The sequence below is a fragment of the uncultured Granulicatella sp. genome (genome assembly GCF_938030755.1).
Lineage (GTDB): Bacteria > Bacillota > Bacilli > Lactobacillales > Aerococcaceae > Granulicatella.
In genome coordinates, this window is record NZ_CALHIF010000039.1 from 48,336 (window position 1) to 65,478 (window position 17,143).

At 36.2% G+C, this 17,143-nt stretch carries 15 protein-coding genes; all 15 read left to right on the top strand.

What is annotated here, in order from left to right:
* The first annotated feature begins 34 nt into the window (after window positions 1-34).
* The 15 genes from Q0594_RS03875 (at window position 35) to udk (ending at window position 17,090) form a co-directional block, all read left to right on the top strand.
* Window positions 35-1,705: a polysaccharide biosynthesis protein gene (locus Q0594_RS03875; protein WP_298729766.1), complete on the top strand. Its 1,671-nt coding sequence runs from the start codon at window positions 35-37 to the stop codon at window positions 1,703-1,705.
* On the top strand, window positions 1,705-2,433 hold the full coding sequence (locus Q0594_RS03880; RefSeq protein WP_298729768.1) for a pseudouridine synthase: 729 nt from the start codon (window positions 1,705-1,707) through the stop codon (window positions 2,431-2,433). Before Q0594_RS03875 ends, Q0594_RS03880 begins: the two co-directional genes overlap by 1 nt.
* A 113-nt stretch (window positions 2,434-2,546) precedes the next feature.
* Window positions 2,547-3,956, top strand: coding sequence for a dipeptidase PepV (gene pepV / locus Q0594_RS03885; RefSeq protein ID WP_298729770.1), 1,410 nt, complete (start codon window positions 2,547-2,549; stop codon window positions 3,954-3,956).
* 170 nt (window positions 3,957-4,126) lie between these two features.
* Entirely contained in the window at window positions 4,127-5,848 is a 1,722-nt protein-coding gene (locus tag Q0594_RS03890; protein ID WP_298646106.1) for a septation ring formation regulator EzrA, read from the top strand.
* Between the two features lie 175 nt (window positions 5,849-6,023).
* Window positions 6,024-6,716: a cytochrome c biogenesis CcdA family protein gene (locus tag Q0594_RS03895; protein WP_298729771.1), complete on the top strand. Its 693-nt coding sequence runs from the start codon at window positions 6,024-6,026 to the stop codon at window positions 6,714-6,716.
* An 18-nt stretch (window positions 6,717-6,734) separates the two neighbouring features.
* Window positions 6,735-7,322, top strand: coding sequence for a redoxin family protein (locus Q0594_RS03900; protein WP_298729773.1), 588 nt, complete (start codon window positions 6,735-6,737; stop codon window positions 7,320-7,322).
* A 16-nt stretch (window positions 7,323-7,338) separates the two neighbouring features.
* Window positions 7,339-8,454 (top strand): peptide-methionine (R)-S-oxide reductase MsrB, encoded by a 1,116-nt coding sequence (msrB, locus tag Q0594_RS03905; protein WP_298729775.1) that lies wholly within the window; start codon window positions 7,339-7,341, stop codon window positions 8,452-8,454.
* A gap of 124 nt (window positions 8,455-8,578) precedes the next feature.
* Window positions 8,579-9,325, top strand: a complete 747-nt coding sequence (locus Q0594_RS03910; RefSeq protein WP_298729777.1) for a response regulator — start codon at window positions 8,579-8,581, stop codon at window positions 9,323-9,325.
* On the top strand, window positions 9,322-11,013 hold the full coding sequence (locus Q0594_RS03915; RefSeq protein ID WP_298729778.1) for a sensor histidine kinase: 1,692 nt from the start codon (window positions 9,322-9,324) through the stop codon (window positions 11,011-11,013). Before Q0594_RS03910 ends, Q0594_RS03915 begins: the two co-directional genes overlap by 4 nt.
* 266 nt (window positions 11,014-11,279) lie before the next feature.
* Window positions 11,280-13,922 (top strand): alanine--tRNA ligase, encoded by a 2,643-nt coding sequence (alaS, locus tag Q0594_RS03920; RefSeq protein WP_298729780.1) that lies wholly within the window; start codon window positions 11,280-11,282, stop codon window positions 13,920-13,922.
* 168 nt (window positions 13,923-14,090) lie between these two features.
* Complete coding sequence (locus Q0594_RS03925; protein ID WP_005605102.1) at window positions 14,091-14,357, top strand: IreB family regulatory phosphoprotein; 267 nt, start codon at window positions 14,091-14,093, stop codon at window positions 14,355-14,357.
* A 1-nt stretch (window position 14,358) separates the two neighbouring features.
* Window positions 14,359-14,784 carry a Holliday junction resolvase RuvX gene (ruvX, locus tag Q0594_RS03930; protein WP_298729865.1) on the top strand — a complete coding sequence of 142 codons (426 nt, stop codon included), beginning with the start codon at window positions 14,359-14,361 and terminating at the stop codon, window positions 14,782-14,784.
* 17 nt (window positions 14,785-14,801) lie between these two features.
* Window positions 14,802-15,131, top strand: a complete 330-nt coding sequence (locus Q0594_RS03935) for a DUF1292 domain-containing protein (protein WP_005605104.1) — start codon at window positions 14,802-14,804, stop codon at window positions 15,129-15,131.
* A 179-nt stretch (window positions 15,132-15,310) separates the two neighbouring features.
* Window positions 15,311-16,453 (top strand): endolytic transglycosylase MltG, encoded by a 1,143-nt coding sequence (gene mltG / locus Q0594_RS03940; protein WP_005605107.1) that lies wholly within the window; start codon window positions 15,311-15,313, stop codon window positions 16,451-16,453.
* Between the two features lie 4 nt (window positions 16,454-16,457).
* Window positions 16,458-17,090 (top strand): uridine kinase, encoded by a 633-nt coding sequence (udk, locus tag Q0594_RS03945; RefSeq protein ID WP_298729784.1) that lies wholly within the window; start codon window positions 16,458-16,460, stop codon window positions 17,088-17,090.
* Window positions 17,091-17,143 lie beyond the last annotated feature (53 nt).

The following is a 17,143-nucleotide window of genomic DNA, read 5'->3' on the forward strand; positions in this document are numbered from 1 at the left end:
TTGGTATAATTTAAGAAAGAGGATTTATCAATATATGTTTAAAAGAAAGCCTTATGTAGGCCTAAGTGATAAAATTCGAAATCAGAAGAATTCGCAACAAATTCTCTTGGAAAGTTCATCTTGGTTAACGATTGGGAATATCGTCTCAAGATTACTTGGAGCGCTTTATATCATTCCTTGGGGAATATGGATGGGTGCCGATAGGGATAATGCGAACTACTTATATTTTATCGCCTATAATATTTATGCATTAGTATTACAAATATCAACAGCAGGGATTCCAGTTGCGATTTCTAAAATCGTAGCGGACAACCATGCAAGAAGAGATTATAAAACGAGTTGGCGATTGTTTAAAGGAACAATGCTCTTTATGACGTTCCTAGGGTTTGTCTTTGCAGCAGGAATGTATTTTGCAGCGCCGCTGTTTGCAAAAGGAGCTACTCCTGAAGAGATTGCAGATAGTATTTTGGTCATCCGTTCGTTAACGCCTGCAGTACTCATTATTCCACCGCTTAGCTTAATGCGTGGATACTATCAAGGATATAATGAGATGGCTGCTTCTGCTAAATCTCAATTATGGGAACAAGTAGTTCGTATCTTATATATGTTAGGACTAACGTATTTTGTAATGCGTGTCGTTTCTGGCGGATATGTTCTTGCAGTAGCCCATTCAACCTTTGCTGCCTTTGTGGGAGCTGTTATCGCGTTCTTATACTTAGCGTATAAGATGTTCCGCGACCATAAAGGAATGATGGAATTAATGGAGGAAGGTCGTCCTGAACGTCCATTAAGTTTCTGGAAAATTATTTTTGAAGTGATGCGTGAAGCTCTACCGTTCGTATTAGTTACTTCAAGTATCCAAATCATCAGTTTGATTGACCAGGAAACCTTCCAACGTTTTGTGCCAATCTTTACGACTTACTCTTTTGAGGAAGGAAAAGAACTCATCACTTTATTTGGATTTAATGCGAATAAGATTATTATGATCGTTATTTCGCTAGCGATGAGTATTTCAACCGCGGCATTACCACTGCTTGCGGCTCATTATTCTGTGAATGATCGTGAAGAAGTCAAACTCGTCATAGCGAATAATCTTGGATTATTTGCGTATATTATGATTCCAGCTTCTGTCGGGATGGCGATTGTATCGGAACCAATTTATAATGTGTTCTATTCACCAGACCCAACTGGAACGTATTTACTAATCGTCTCATGTGTCATGTGTCTGTTCTTAGGATTATTTGTAACGTTCACATACATCTTACAATCGATGGAACAACATATCATCGCAATTAAAGCTTTAGGATTTACAGTGATTATTAAATTGCTATGGCAACCAATGATGATGTACTTCCTTGGTGGAGCAGGTCCGTTAATTGCAAGTTCGGTTGCGTTCTTCGTGGCTACACTGTATATGTGTCGTCACGTTCTTCGATTGACTCGATTCGATTTGAATTATGTGTTGAAGAAATTTGGTCAAGTGCTTCTTGCTTCTTTTGCAATGGCTGTGGCTTCTGCGATTACATTATTTGCAATTAAACAAGTCATGCCAATTGGTGGTAAAGTACGTGCTTTAATTGCAGTTGCTGTAGTTGGTCTTGTCGGAGTAGCGACATACGGGTTGATTACCTTGAAGAATCGATTAGCAGATGAGATGCTTGGCGCTCGTATCGGTGGCATTCGTCGTAAATTGAGGATGAAATAATGAGAATAGATAAATGTTTAGCAGATTGTGGCCTTGGAACTCGTTCCGAGGTCAAATCTTTATTAAAGGCCAAAAGAATTACCGTTAATGGTAAAGTCGTAACGAATGGAAAAGTTCAAGTGAATCCTGAAACCGATGAGATTTTATTCGATGGCGAAAAGATTCAGTATGAAGAGTTTGTCTATATTATGATGAATAAACCTAAAGGAGTCGTTAGTGCCACAGAAGATAATCTTCATAAGACGGTTCTGGATTTAATAGACCCCGTTTATTTAAAAAAAGGAGTCTTTCCTGTTGGGCGTTTGGATATCGATACGCACGGTTTATTACTGTTGACAAATGATGGAGAATTGGCACACCGTCTTCTTTCACCAAAGAAACACGTCACAAAAATCTATCAAGCAAGAGTTGATGGCGTGATGACAGAGGAAGATGCCGCTACTTTTGAGAGGGGCATTGTGTTATCGGATGGGACGGAGTACATGCCGGCACGTTTGGATATTCTTAGCACATCGCAGGATGAATCGATTATTCAGATTCACCTGAAAGAGGGGAAATTCCATCAAGTGAAACGGATGGTAAAGGCTTGTGGGAAAACCGTTGTCGATTTAGAGCGACTCACGATGGGACCATTACGCTTAGATAAGGGACTTGCTTTAGGAGAGAGTAGACTACTAACAGAAGAAGAACGACAATCATTAGAAATCAATGACGAACAGAAAGCTTAGGAGAAATCCTAGGCTTTTATTTGTTATAGAAAGGGTTTAACCGCTTTTCATCCCTTTGTAAAAATGGTAAGATAAAACTATTGAATCTACTTGATAGAGATTGGAGCGATTGGATGACAATTGATTGGAAAAAAGAAGTAGAACTTCGTAAAGAAGATTTATTAAAAGATTTATTTACATTATTACGTATTGACAGTGTACGTGATGATTCAAAAGCGACAGAGGAAGCGCCTGTAGGTCCTGGTCCTAAAGAAGCACTAGAAGCTTTCTTAGCAATCGGTGAACGTGATGGTTTCACAACAAAACAAGTTGGTAACTTAGCAGGACATATCGAATTTGCACCAAATCCAGACTTTAAAGAAACTCTTGGAGTTTTAGGTCACGTGGACGTTGTTCCAGTTGGGACAGGCTGGGATACAGATCCGTTTGAACCACAAATTATAAATGATCGTATTTATGCACGTGGATCAAGTGATGATAAAGGGCCAAGTATGGCAGCTTACTACGCGCTAAAAATCATTAAGGAATTAGGATTACCAGTTTCTAGACGTGTTCGTTTCATTATCGGAACAGACGAAGAATCCGGTTGGAAATGTATGGACCGTTACTTCCAAACAGAAGAAATGCCAGACTTTGGTTTCTCGCCAGATGCAACATTTCCAATTATTAACGGGGAAAAAGGAATTCTGTCATTACACTATGATATTCCAGGTGAAGCATCCGAAGGGGATTACCAATTATTAAGCTTTGATGCAGGCTTACGTGAAAACATGGTTCCTCAAGATGCGCATGCGGAAATTATTGTTCCAAATGCAGAAGAATTGGTGGATCGTTTCAACAAATATTTAGCAGTAAACCCAGTAGAAGGTTCTGCTAAAGTTGTAGATGAAAAAGTAGTTCTTGATATGGTTGGTAAATCAGCACACGGATCTACTCCAGATAAAGGAATCAATGCTGGTACACACTTAGCGAAATTCTTAAACCAATTCAACTTCAAAGGCAACGCGAAGAAATATTTAGCATTTGCTGCAGAAGTATTACATGAAGATACAGAAGGTAAAAACTTAAAAGTGGCTTATACCCATGAAGTGATGGGACCATTAACAGCTAATGCCGGAATCTTCACTTATACTCCAGAATTAGGTGGGGTAGCTGTAGTAAACTTCCGTTATCCATTAGGGGTCACTGCGGAAGGACTTGAAATTAAGACAGAAGTAGTTGCTTCAGGATATGGGTTCACGGTTGCTCACGGTAAAGCACAAGTCCCTCACTATGTTTCTCCAGAAGATGAGTTAGTGTCAACATTATTAGATATATATCACCGTCAAACAGGATTACCCGCACATGAACAATCCATCGGTGGTGGAACATATGGACGTATCTTCGAACGTGGTGTAGCATATGGTGCGCTATTCCCGGACTCAATCGATACAATGCATCAAGCAAATGAATTCTTCGCTTTAGAGGATTTATTCAGATCTACAGCAATATATGCAGAAGCGATTTATGAATTAATTAAGTAAAATTTTTGGGAAAGGTGGATGAACTTCATCCACTTTTTCTTTTTCCATTAGAATGACAAAAAATCCCATGATTTCTTAAAAGTTCTTTGCTATTCATTTGTAAAACGTGCTATACTACTAATGATATTATGTGTGAAAACTGTAAATTATTCATTTTTGGAGGCTAAAGCATGGGATTTATAATCTTTCTAGTGCTGATTGTAGTACTGGGTGCTGCAGTATATGGAACAGCAATCTATTTAACAAGAAAACAAAATAAAGTGATTGAGGAATTATCTGAGAAAAAAGATAAATTAATGGCAGTGCCAATTGCGGATACTTTCTATACTTTGAAGAATCTAAATCTAACAGGTCAAACAAAGAGAACTTACGAAACATGGCAAGCGACTTGGCAAACAATCACACGTTTTAGATTTCCTGAAATTGAAGCTGCTCTAGTAAGTGCAGAACAATATATTCAAAAATTAAACTTCTTTAAGGGGAGACAAGTTACTCAACAAGCTGAGAACTTAATAGAAGAAACAAAAGCAGAAGTTGATAAAATCTATTCAGCATTACAAAAATTATTAGATAGTGAGAAGCAAAATAGAGCGGAGTTAGATTTATTACAAGAACGTTATGCTTCAATGAGAAAAGATTTATTAGCACATAGCTTTTCGTTTGGAGAGGCTTTAGAGACTTTAGAAAAACGTTTAGCATACTTAGAGTTAGACTTCGCAAAGTTTAATACTTTAACAAACGAAGGAGACCACTTAGAAGCTAAGGAAGTACTTGGTCGTATTGAGAAAGAGATGAAAGAATTTGAATCCATCGTGGAACAAGTTCCTCAACTCTTAAAAGAAATTGATACTGTCTATAATGAACAAGTGGAAGATTTAAAACAAGGCTACAAGAGAATGGTTGAAGAACATTATCAATTCTCAAAAATTTCTATTCCTGATGAAATTGAGAGCATTGAAAAAACGATTCAAGTGGCTCGTAACCATATTGCTGCTACAGAATTAGAGGAAGCTCGTCAACAATTAGATAAAGTAGCTCGTGAAATCGACCAACTTTACGATGTGATGGAAGCAGAAATTGAAGCACGTGAATTTGTATACCGTAACAAAGCGCAAGTTGAAAAACGATTGAACCAAGTATTACAAAGCAACCGTTATGTGAATATTGAGGTTGATCGTGTATCACAAAATTATATTTTATCGAATAATGAATTTGTTCGTGTTCAAGAATTTGCTGAACAATTAGAAAAAGAACAAGAAGCTATTCAATACTACAGCAAGGCGATGAAAAATCATCAAGTACCTTACTCCGTTGTAAAAGAACATTACGAACTCGTTCTTGATAAATTAAATAGTATTGATGAAGATCAAACGGATTTAGTGAATACATTATCTGATTTACGTAGCCAAGAAAAAGCGATTCGTGATGGATTAGATGTCTTCGAATTAGACTTACGTAATATGAAACGTACGATTGAGAAGTACCACTTACCAGGTCTTCCAAAAGAATACTTAGAATTATTCTTTGCCACAAGCAACCGTATTGAGCAATTATGGCAAAAGATGAATCGTGTGAAGTTAGATATGAGTGAAATTAACGCCGCAAATAACGTGATTGAAGAGGATGTTGAGAAATTAGATATCCTTACAGAGCAAATTGTGGATAACGCTCAATTAACGGAGTATATGATTCAACATGCCAACCGTTACCGTTTATCCCATCCTGAAATCGAAACAGCAATTGGTCGTGCCCTTGACCAATTCAACCACACATTCAAATACGATGAATCATTACAAATTATTGAATCAGCGTTAGAAACTGTGGAACCAGGTGCAGGTAACCGAGTACGTCAAAACTATCAAGCAGAAAAGAATAATAGTTTATTCTTCTAATGTAAATATTCTAGCCACATGAGTGAGAGCTCACGTGGCTTTTTTATTCAATAAGGTCTTTCTTTCAATTAGTTAAACATAAGATATCGTATCATATTCAAGTTTTTCGGATAGAAAATCTATATTTCTTTATTAGGGGTAGGTGTATACTAAGTACAGATGAAGGAGGGGTAAGATGGATTTAGTATTTATGGGTAGCGTATTTTTGGCGGGGCTTTTATCGTTTTTTTCACCCTGTGTTTTACCGCTATTTCCAGTATATTTTGGAGTCTTAATGAGTGAACAAGATGGAGCGCATATTAAACTGGGTAAGTTTTCTATTTATTGGAAACCAATTATTCGGACATTGATATTCATAGCGGGAATCTCAACAGTCTTTTTCTTTCTCGGATTTGCAGCAACTATCTTAGGAAGCTTGATATACAATGCGTGGTTCAATATTTCTTTAGGAGTCATGATTGTTATTTTAGGTTTACATCAGATGGAATTCTTTCAATTTTTATTTTTACAAAAACAAAAGACTGTACAGTTTGAGATGAAGAATCAAAAGTCTTTATGGAGTAGTTACTTACTGGGGCTTAGCTTTAGTTTTGGTTGGACACCTTGTGTAGGTCCTGTACTGAGTGCGGTGTTGTCACTCATTTCAACACAACAGGCTAGTCCTTATTATGGAGTATTTTTATTATGTCTCTATATTCTTGGATTATCGATTCCGTTCTTAATACTATCGATTGCTTCAACTTTAGCATTTAAAGTCTTCAATCTTGCAAAAAAACGTTTAATGTTATTAAAAAAACTTGGTGGTTTAGTGATTGTGTTGATGGGCTTAGCTATTATTTGGGCACAGCTGCCACAAATACTTCACTAATGAAAAGGAGAAATCATGATGAAAAGAAAATTAATGTTAGCAGTATTTAGTACATTTTTATTAGCCGCTTGTCAAAACTCACAAATGGGTATGGATAAAATGGATATGAAAACTACTACTGAAGAAATGGGAATGATGAGCGAGCAAAAGACAGAAAATAAAGATTCAATGAATGGAAAAATGGGGATGTATGAAGTGAGTGGTTATACATTTAAAACTCTAGATGGAAAAGAAGTTTCTCTTGCAGAGTATAAGGGAAAGAAAATTTATGTAAAATTTTGGGCTTCTTGGTGCCCAATCTGTTTAGCAGGACTTGCAGATATCAATCAATTAGCGGACATGCCTCCTAAAGATGCAGTCGTTCTAACCGTTGTTGCACCAGGTGTGAATCGTGAAAAGAGTTTAGAGGACTTCAAGGAATGGTTTTCAGGATTAGAGTACAAAACTCTTCCAGTTTTAGTAGATAATGACGGTCAGTTTTTAAAGAAATTAGGAATCGTTGGATACCCATCTTCAGCTTTTATTGATGCAAATGGAAAAGTAGTAAGAGTTCAACCCGGTCACGTAACGAATGAGGATATCGTGAAGACTTTAGAAACACTCTAGAGGAGGGGGGAGCAGAATGGATAAAAAATTAATGATTGCAGTTGTTGTATTTCTTATTTTCTTAGCGGGAGCTTTGTATTTTGGTAAAGGAAATACAGTAGTCAGTTCTTCTGAATCAGAATCTATCTCAAAAAAGGTGACGAATCTGATTGAAAAAGAAGAAAATAAATCTGATACAAAAAAGGAGGCAACAAACGTGAAAGAAATTTATTTAGCAGGTGGATGCTTTTGGGGACTTGAGGAATACTTTTCAAGAATCAATGGGGTCATCGATGTTGTCAGTGGTTACGCCAATGGGAATGTTGAAACAACTAATTATCAACTCATCCACAGTACAGATCATGCAGAGACGATTCATGTGACTTATGATGCCGATAAGATCTCTCTAAGAGAATTATTGTTATACTACTTTAGAGTGATTGATCCATTTTCAGTGAATAAGCAAGGGAATGATGTTGGTCGCCAATATCGTACAGGAATTTATTATGTAGATGAAGCGGATAGTGCAATTATACAAGAAGTCATGAAAGAAAAAGAAGAACAGTTTGGAAAGAAATTAGCAGTTGAAACAGAAAAGCTACGTCATTTCGTGGTTGCTGAAGACTACCATCAAGATTACCTAAAGAAACATCCCAACGGCTATTGTCATATCGATGTGAGAAAAGCTAATGATCCAGTGATTGATGTGAATAAGTATCCACTTCCTGATGAAGAAACATTAAAGAAAACATTGACGAAGGAACAATATGCCGTAACTAGAGAAAACCGTACGGAATTAGCATTCTCAAATCAATATTGGAATAATCATGAAAAAGGAATTTATGTGGATGTAGCAACAGGAGAGCCACTCTTTTCTTCACGAGACAAATTTGATTCTGGATGCGGATGGCCAAGTTTCACGAAGCCAATTTCTTCAGAAGTAGTCACTTATCATGAAGATAATAGTTTTAATATGAAACGAGTGGAGGTAAGAAGTCGTATTGCAAATTCTCATTTAGGTCATGTGTTTGATGATGGTCCAAGTGATAAAGGTGGATTACGATTCTGTATTAATAGTGCTTCCATTAAGTTCATTCCTCTAGATGAAATGGATGCTCAAGGATATGGCTATTTGAAAAATTTTGTTGAATAACAATGAGGTGCTTTAGAAGAGAGGGATTACTGATGAAGATTTCTCTCTTTTAAAGCACTTTTTTAAGTGAAATGCACTCGAAATCATTCGATGAAAGAGTATAATAGGAGCAGGAGGGGATTTTATGTATTCAATCTTGATTGTAGAAGATGAACCGGTTATTCGAAAAGGGATTGCTTCTCTTGTTGATTTTGAAAGTTTGGGGATATCAAGCGTTCTAGAGGCCGAAAATGGGAAACAGGCGATAGCAATGATTCAAGAGCATACGCCTGATATTTTGCTGACGGATATTAATATGCCAAAAATGGATGGAATTACTTTGGCTCAATTAGCAAGATCTGAATTTCCACAATTAAGAATTATCTTTTTAACAGGATATGATTATGTGGATTACTTGCTATCAGCAGTCAAATTAGGGGTCGATGATTATATTCTAAAGCCTGTTACAAAAACAGAAATTGAATCCATGCTTATAAAAGTTGTCTCAAAATTGAATGAAGAAGAAAAACAAAGAAGACTATTAGAATTAGCCAGTAAGAATACCAGTCAATCTGAATCTATTCATTTTGAGAAATTGATTTTAGAGCAATTATCTAATCCGGAATTATCTCTAGTAGAACTGGCAAAACAATTAGGATTTAGTTCGAATTATTTAAGTATGCTTATAAAGAAGGAACTTGGTAAGTCTTTCCAAGAATATGTAACAGAGAAGCGCATTCAAATGGCGAAAAGACTTTTATTATCTACCGATATGAAAATATATGAGATAGCAGAAGCCGTAGGGATTGAAGATATGAATTATTTTTCCTACCGATTCAAATCAATAGTGGGAGTTACTCCAAAAAAATTTAGAAACGGAGCTAATGTATGAGAAACAAGTCTTTAGCAACACGTTTATTTGGATATCTGAGTTTAATGCTATGTGTACTTGTAGTCATCATTGGTAGCTTCTATTGGGTTCAAAGTAGTGAACTGTTTCATAGAGAAGTGGAAGAGCATACGATTCATGAGATAGATACGAGTGCAAAATATATTGAGCAATATGTTAGTAATTTAAAATCAACCTCAATAGCATTGGCCCAATCAAAAGAAATTCAAACCTATGCCCAAAACGACCATGCAAACAACAAGGATGCAATTCATCAGTTGTTTGATACTATTTTAAAGAGTCATCCAGAATTTAGAGCCATCCTATTTGTGACAAAGGATGGTAGAATTTTAAAGACTGGCATGGACGAAGAGATGGTAACATCTACAAACATGATGGCGCAAGAATGGTATAAAGAAGCTATCCTAAAATCAAACACGCCTACTATCAAATCGACGAAGAATAATAGTAATCAAGTGGTTATTTCTATTAGTCAGGAAATAAAAGGAGAAGATGGACAACATCTTGGTGTGATTCGTTTAGATGTAGATTATCAAGAATTAGAAAAGTATGTTAAAGAACTTTCTTTAGGAACAAATGGATATGCTTTTGTCATTGAAAAAGATGGCACGATTATTTATCATCCGGATTCTGAAGTGTTCGAGTCGGTAGAAAAACAAATGTCCGTTCAAGATATCTCCAATAGTCCGATGGATTCGATGGTCTCTGAAGATTACTTCGTTCATAAGAGTACCATTGGAAACGGTGATTGGGTCTTAGTTGGGGTAAGCTCGTTTAGTAGTTTTAAAGAGACGTCGTTCAAATTGCTTGCGATTGTGAGTGCTGTTGGGATTGTTAGTTTAATGATTTGTATGTTTGGAATTTATGCTCTGATGCGTTATCAACTGCTTCCTGTAAAACAATTAGGCCAGGTCATGAAGAAAGTTGAAGAGGGAGACACTACGATTCGAGCACAGGAGAACGGAGCGCAAGAATTCCAAGTGTTGGCTGCTAGTTTCAATCAAATGTTAGAGAAAATTGAAAAACTCATGCAGGATGAAAAAGAACAAGAAGCACTAACCAGAGTTTATGAATTAAAGGCATTAACGAGTCAAATTAATCCGCATTTTCTATATAATACTCTGGAGACTATTATTTGGATGGCTGAATTTCAAGACCATAAAAAAGTAGTAGAAATTACAAAAGCACTCTCTAATTGTTTTAGACTTTCGCTGAATGCGGGAAATGAATTAGTAACATTACAACAAGAAATAGAGCATGTACGACAATATTTATTTATTCAAAAGGAAAGATATGGCGATAAGTTAAATTATCGAATCGATTTTTCAGAAGAAATTCCTTCGATTATGATTCCAAAAATTGTTATTCAACCTCTCGTAGAAAATGCAATCTATCATGGAATTAAAGAAATCGATAGACCAGGGCAAATTGATATTACACTTCTAAAGATTGATGAATGGATTGAAATTTGCATTGCCGATAATGGAGTAGGAATGACTGGAGAAGCCACTTCAACGAAACAACTTGGTGGTATTGGAATCAAAAATGTTACTGAACGTTTGAAATTATTTTTTGGGGAAGCATTTACGATGACGATTGACTCAAAATCAAATGAGTATACAAAAGTCTATTTACGCATTCCGATAAAAAGGCAACAAGACTTGCAATAGTTGACAAAACAAGGCTCTTTTCGTATACTTCTAAAGGTAAGCAATCGGATTGAGATTTTACATAGTAGAGAGGCTTGTCTGGTGAAAATAGCCATCAAAATCGTGCTCCCGATTGAAAATTTTGTAGAAATACAAACGTCCTTCCAGCGTTAACGGAATTAGAGATGAATGAACAGCTGTTTCATTGTAAGCAAGGTGGTACCGCGGTAGGACGCCCTTGCAGCAATGGGGCAGTTTTTTTATTTACAAAAAGAAGGAGAATGAAGATGAAAAAATTATCAAGTAGCGAAATTCGTCAAATGTACCTTGATTTCTTCCAAGAAAAAGGACATAAGGTGCATCCAAGTGCAAGCTTAATTCCTGTCAATGATCCAACATTATTATGGATTAACTCAGGGGTTGCCACGCTTAAAAAATACTTCGATGGAACTGAAACACCAGAAGTTCCACGTATCACAAATGCTCAAAAGAGTATTCGTACAAACGATATCGAAAACGTAGGGCACACAGCTCGTCACCATACATTATTCGAAATGATGGGGAACTTCTCAATCGGGGACTACTTCAAAGAAGAAGTGATTCCATGGGCATGGGAATTTTTAACAAGTGAAAAATGGTTAGGACTTGATCCAGACCGCCTATACGTAACTTATTATCCAAAAGATCCAGAAACAAAAGCGTTATGGATGGATAAAGTAGGTCTTCCAGAAGATCATATCATTCCAGTGGAAGATAATTTCTGGGATATCGGTGCAGGTCCATGTGGTCCTGATACTGAGATTTTCTACGACCGTGGAGAAAAATATAATAACTTAGCAGAAGATGATCCAGAAAACTATCCTGGTGGAGAAAATGAACGTTACTTAGAAATTTGGAACTTAGTATTCTCTCAATTCAACCATATGCCAGACGGAACGTATCCACCATTACCACATAAGAACGTCGATACGGGGATGGGTCTAGAACGTGTGGTATCAGTAATTCAAGATACACCAACAAACTTTGAAACAGACTTATTTATGCCAATTATTAAGCAATTAGAAGGCTTAAGTGCAGGTAAGAAATACAATGACTCTAAAGAGTTAGATGTTTCATTTAAAGTTATTGCTGACCACATTCGTGCGGTAAGCTTTGCAATTGGAGACGGCGCGCTTCCTTCAAACGAAGGTCGTGGATATATCATCCGTCGTTTAATCCGTCGTTCTGTAATGCATGGACAACGTTTAGGGATTCAAGGTTCATTCTTAACCAAATTAGTTCCAACAGTCGCACAAATTATGCATAGCTACTATCCAGAAGTGACTGAAAACATGGAATTCATCCAAAAAGTGATTGCAAACGAAGAGGGTCGTTTCCAAGAAACCATTCACGATGGTTTAGCCATCTTAGAAAGTATTTTTGCAGACATGAAATCTTCAAACGAAACGACACTTTCTGGCGAAAATGCGTTCAAACTATACGATACTTATGGATTCCCATATGAATTAACATTAGAATACGCTAGCGATAATGGTTTCACAGTCGATGAAGAAGGTTTCCAAGCAGAAATGCAAGCTCAAAAAGATCGTGCACGTGCTGCTCGTAATACAGAAACATCAATGAATGTTCAATCTGCAGTATTACGTGATATCACTGTAGAGAGCAAATTTGTTGGATATGCTTCAACAACAGAAGAAGGCGTGTTAAAAGCCATCGTTGTCGATGATGAATTAGTAGAATCTGCGCATAAAGATGCACATGCTCAATTGGTATTCGATCGTACACCTTTCTATGCTGAAATGGGTGGACAATTAGCAGATCACGGTACCATTCAAGATGCCAGCGGTACAGTTGTAGCCAATGTATTACAAGTGAAGAAAGCTCCTAATGGACAACCATTACACACAGTAGAAGTGATAGGAGACTTACAAGTAAACTCAACTTATACATTAGTGGTTGATGCGGATGAACGTGCAAAAATCATCAAGAACCATACAGCAACTCACTTATTACATCAAGCATTGAAAGATGTTCTAGGAACACATGCAAACCAAGCTGGTTCTCTTGTAACACCAACTGGATTACGTTTCGACTTCAGTCACTTTGGTCAAGTAACTTCTGAAGAATTAGCTGAAATGGAACGTATCGTAAACGAAAAAATCTGGGCTGGTTTAGAAGTAGTGACTGTTGAAACAACACTTGAAGATGCGAAGAGCCGTGGGGCAATGGCACTTTTTGGCGAAAAATACGGCAACTTAGTTCGTATGGTCAACATTGGTGACTGGTCAATCGAACTTTGTGGTGGTATCCATGTTGGTAATACTCAAGAAATCGGATTATTCAAGATTGTTTCTGAATCAGGTATCGGTGCTGGTGTTCGTCGTATCGAAGCTGTCACAAGTAAGGAAGCATTTGACTTATTAAGCCATCACGAAAGCTTACTAAGACAAGTAGCGGGTGAAGTAAAAGCTGTTCAATTGGATTCCGTTGTAGATCGCGTTGCAACTTTGGGCCAAGAATTGAAGGAAGCAAATGCAGAAATTGCAAAACTAAAAGCTAAAATCATGAAATCTGAAGTAGCAGATGTCTTCAATAACGTAGAAGAAGTGAACGGAACTTCATTCATTACCGTTTCTCTAGAAAATAAAGAGATGGATGAATTACGTCAATTAGCAGATACATGGAGACAAAAAGGTGCTAGCGATATCTTCGTAGTTGGTACTGCTTCTGCGGATAAAGCGAATCTCTTAGTAGCGGTATCGAAAGAGGCCAATGCGAAAGGATTAAAAGCAGGCGATATCATTAAGGCGATTGCTCCAGCTATCCAAGGTGGAGGCGGAGGCCGTCCTGATATGGCTCAAGCAGGTGGTAAGAACCCTGCAGGTATTCCACAAGCATTCGAATTGCTTAAAGAATATTTAGCTAAATAAGACCAAAATTTGGAAACCTTCCTTAAGCTTATGAATGAGTTTTAAGGAAGGTTTTTATTGTGAAAGCAAAGGAAAGGCTTTCTAAAAGTTTAAGAATCGGTAAGTATCGATTGTAGTTTTGCTGAAAATCTTGTAATATAAGTATATATATTGAAATGAGGTGTCAGTATGAGTTCAATAGATGAAACAGTCCTATTTAAGTTTAATGAAAAGGATGAAAAAAGCGTTCAAGAAACTTTAACTATCGTGTATGATGCGTTGAATGAAAAAGGATATAGTTCAATTAATCAAATTGTAGGATATTTATTGTCTGGGGATCCAGCGTATATTCCTAGACATAAAGATGCGCGTAATTTAATCCGTCGTCACGAAAGAGATGAGATTTTGGAAGAACTCATTAGACATTATATTCGTTCTACAGGAAGAGATGCCTAATATGAGATTGATGGGCTTAGATGTCGGAAGTAAAACTGTGGGAGTCGCCGTTAGTGATTTAATGGGATGGACTGCTCAAGGAGTTGAAACGATTCCGATAAATGAAAATGCTTCTGAATTTGGCTTTAAACGTGTAGTTCAATTGGTAGAAGAATACGGTGTTGAGAAAATTGTGATAGGTCTACCAAAAAATATGAATAACACGGAAGGTCCAAGAGTAGAGGCTTCTCGACGATATGGAGCAAGTCTAGAAAAAAGACTCCAAATTCCCATTATTTTTCATGATGAGCGCCTTACTACGATGCAAGCTGAAAGAATGCTTGTAGAAGAAGGAAATGTTTCAAGAAAAAAAAGAAAGCAAGTCATTGATATGCTCGCTGCAGTCATGATTTTACAAAACTATTTAGATTTAAATGGAAATCAATAAAAGAAAGAGGAAAGAAAATGACAGAACATTCACATCACGAACACGATCATGAACATGATCACTTAGAAGGACACGAAGGTCACGAACATATTACAATCGTTGACGAAGAAGGAAACGAAATTTTACACGAAGTATTATTTACTTTTGAATCAGAAGATTACAATAAATCATATGTTTTATGCTATCCAGCAGGAATTCCTGAAGGTGAAGAAGTAGAATTACAGGCTTTCTCATATGTAGAAGCTGAAGATGGTACTGAAGGTCAATTAAACCCAATCGAAACAGAAGCTGAATGGGATATGATTGAAGAAGTATTAAACACATTCTTAGCAGAAGAAGATTTATAATCCAAAAAGACCAAGGGTTGCCTTGGTCTTTTGTTTTTTAGAATATAAACTAGCTTAAAATATTGTTATATGAAGGTTCTAACTCCCTTTTCTAATTGAGTTTCTTCATTTTTTTATAATAATAGGGTATAATAACTACAACTATGGTTACCTTATGTGACTATCTTAGGAGGAAAACAATGTCTCAAAATGAACATAAAAAGCATTCCTTAATTTCCGAGACGGATTCTAAAAGAGATATCCGAAAGAAGGAAACGTCTATTATTAAAAAGATTATGAAGTATTTCATGATTGCACTTCTAGCAATTGTTCTAATTGGAGGAATCTTTACTTGGAACTACATTAATGGTGAAGTAAAACCTGTAGATAGCGAACAAACAGAATTGGTTGAATTTGAAATTAATCAAGGGGAATCTGTTAAAGATGTTGCGAATCATTTGAAGGAAAAAGAGTTTATTCGTAATTCAAAATTTTTCACGTTCTATTTAAAATTTAAAAATGTCGCAGGATTTAAGGCAGGAGCTTATCAAGTTTCAAAAAGCATGACTTTAGATGAAATTATTGAAGAGCTTTCGGGTAAAGGAAAAGAGAAAAACTTGAACGCAACGAAGGTTGTGATCCGAGAAGGAGAGCAGCTGAGTGATATTTCTAAAGAAGTTGCTAAATCAACGAAATACTCAGCTGAAGATTTTATGGCTAAAGTTCAGGATAGTAGTTTTATTGAATTGTTAGTTCAAAAGTATCCTAAATTATTAACTCAGTCATACAATTCATATAATGTGAAGTATGTTCTAGAAGGATTTCTTTTCCCAGCAACTTATGATATGAACGATAATAAAACACTTCAAATGTTAATTACTGAAATGGTGGCTAAAACAGATGAAGTTTTATCAAAATACTACTCCCAAATTGAAGCGAGTCCTTATACTTTACAACAAATTATGGCTTTAGCTTCTTTAATCGAAAAAGAAGGGGTTAAACTTGAGGATCGTAAGAAGATCGCTAGTGTCTTCTATAATCGTCTTGAAAAAGGCATGATGCTTCAAACAGACGTTGCTGTGCAATATGCTTTAGGAGAACATAAAGAAGCTCTATCATTGAAAGATTTAGAAGTTGATTCTCCATATAACTTATACCAAAATTATGGTGTAGGCCCAGGACCTTATAATAGTCCAAGTGAGGATTCTATTGTAGCCGCATTAGAACCTGAAAAAACGGATTATTTATACTTTGTAGCGGATATTCATACGAAAGAAATTTATTTTGCGAAAACGTATGAAGAACATTTAGAATTAAAAGCTAAATATGTGGATAAGGAGTAAGGTCATGGAAAAGAGAAAGCCAATTGTTATCGGAGTTACTGGTGGCTCAGGAAGTGGGAAAACAAGTGTTAGCCGAAAAATTTTGGAGAATTTCCCGGAATTAACGATCGTAAAAATTGATCAAGATTACTATTATAAAGATCAAAGCCATATGCCGTTTGAAGAACGTTTAAAAACAAACTATGATCACCCATTTGCTTTTGATACAGATTTATTAATTGAACATATGAATAAATTAATCAATTTTGAATCGATTGAAGAACCCGTATATGATTACGAAAATCACACAAGAAGTGATAAAACAATTCATCAAGAACCAAAAGATGTCATTCTCATTGAAGGGATCCTTATTCTTGAAGATAAACGTTTACGTGATTTGATGGATATCAAAGTATATGTAGATACAGATGATGATATTCGAATTATTCGACGCATTAAACGGGACATGGTGGAACGTGGTAGAACACTTGATTCAATCATTCATCAGTACATGTCTGTTGTAAAACCAATGCATCATCAATTTATTGAACCTACTAAAAAATTCGCAGACATCATTATTCCTGAGGGTGGATCGAATACAGTTGCAATTGACTTAATGACTACAAAAATAGCTTCTATTTTAAGAGAATTATCTTAATTTCTGGACCTTTGAACTTGTTTCAAAGGTCTTTTTTATACAAAAAATTCACT